The following is a 473-nucleotide window of genomic DNA, read 5'->3' as shown; positions in this document are numbered from 1 at the left end:
CGTTAATGGTCGTTACGACAGCCAAAGGGTTTTTATTTTAGCTCGCAGGCCCAAAGTTTTGCTGGACATGATCGATGGCGGCGTCGAGATTAATGAGGTTAATGTTGGCAATATGTCTCAAGCTAGTGGAACTAGACCGTTGACCAAATCGATTAATATCGTTCAAGCCGACATCGATGCATTTAATGCTTTACATGAAAAAGGACTCAAAATGACGGTGCAGATGGTGCCAAGCGATCCGGCAGTCGATTTGATGCAGTTATTAAAGAAGTTCGGTTCAATTTGATAAAAAAGAGGGGATGAAATTATGAGCGGGAACATCTTGCTTTGGCAAGTGATTATATTGACTTTTTATTCTATGTATCAGATTATTGATGATCTGACTTTTATTTCTTCATTGGCCCAGCCGGTTTGGGCCGGCTTGATAACAGGTGTTGTTATGGGAGATATGTCCAAGGGATTGATTATTGGAG

Annotated in this window: 2 protein-coding genes; both read left to right on the top strand. The window is 41.2% G+C overall.

The annotated features are described in order from the left end of the window. Positions 1–286 (top strand): PTS sugar transporter subunit IIB (locus KH893_RS11890; protein ID WP_281166287.1); only part of this gene is annotated, 286 nt, incomplete at its 5' end. A 21-nt stretch (positions 287–307) separates the two neighbouring features. Beyond that, positions 308–473 (top strand): PTS sugar transporter subunit IIC (locus tag KH893_RS11885; protein ID WP_281166288.1); only part of this gene is annotated, 166 nt, incomplete at its 3' end.

Source organism: Liquorilactobacillus sicerae (assembly GCF_029916425.1).
Lineage (GTDB): Bacteria > Bacillota > Bacilli > Lactobacillales > Lactobacillaceae > Liquorilactobacillus > Liquorilactobacillus sicerae.
This window is presented reverse-complemented; position numbering and strand designations above follow the sequence as displayed.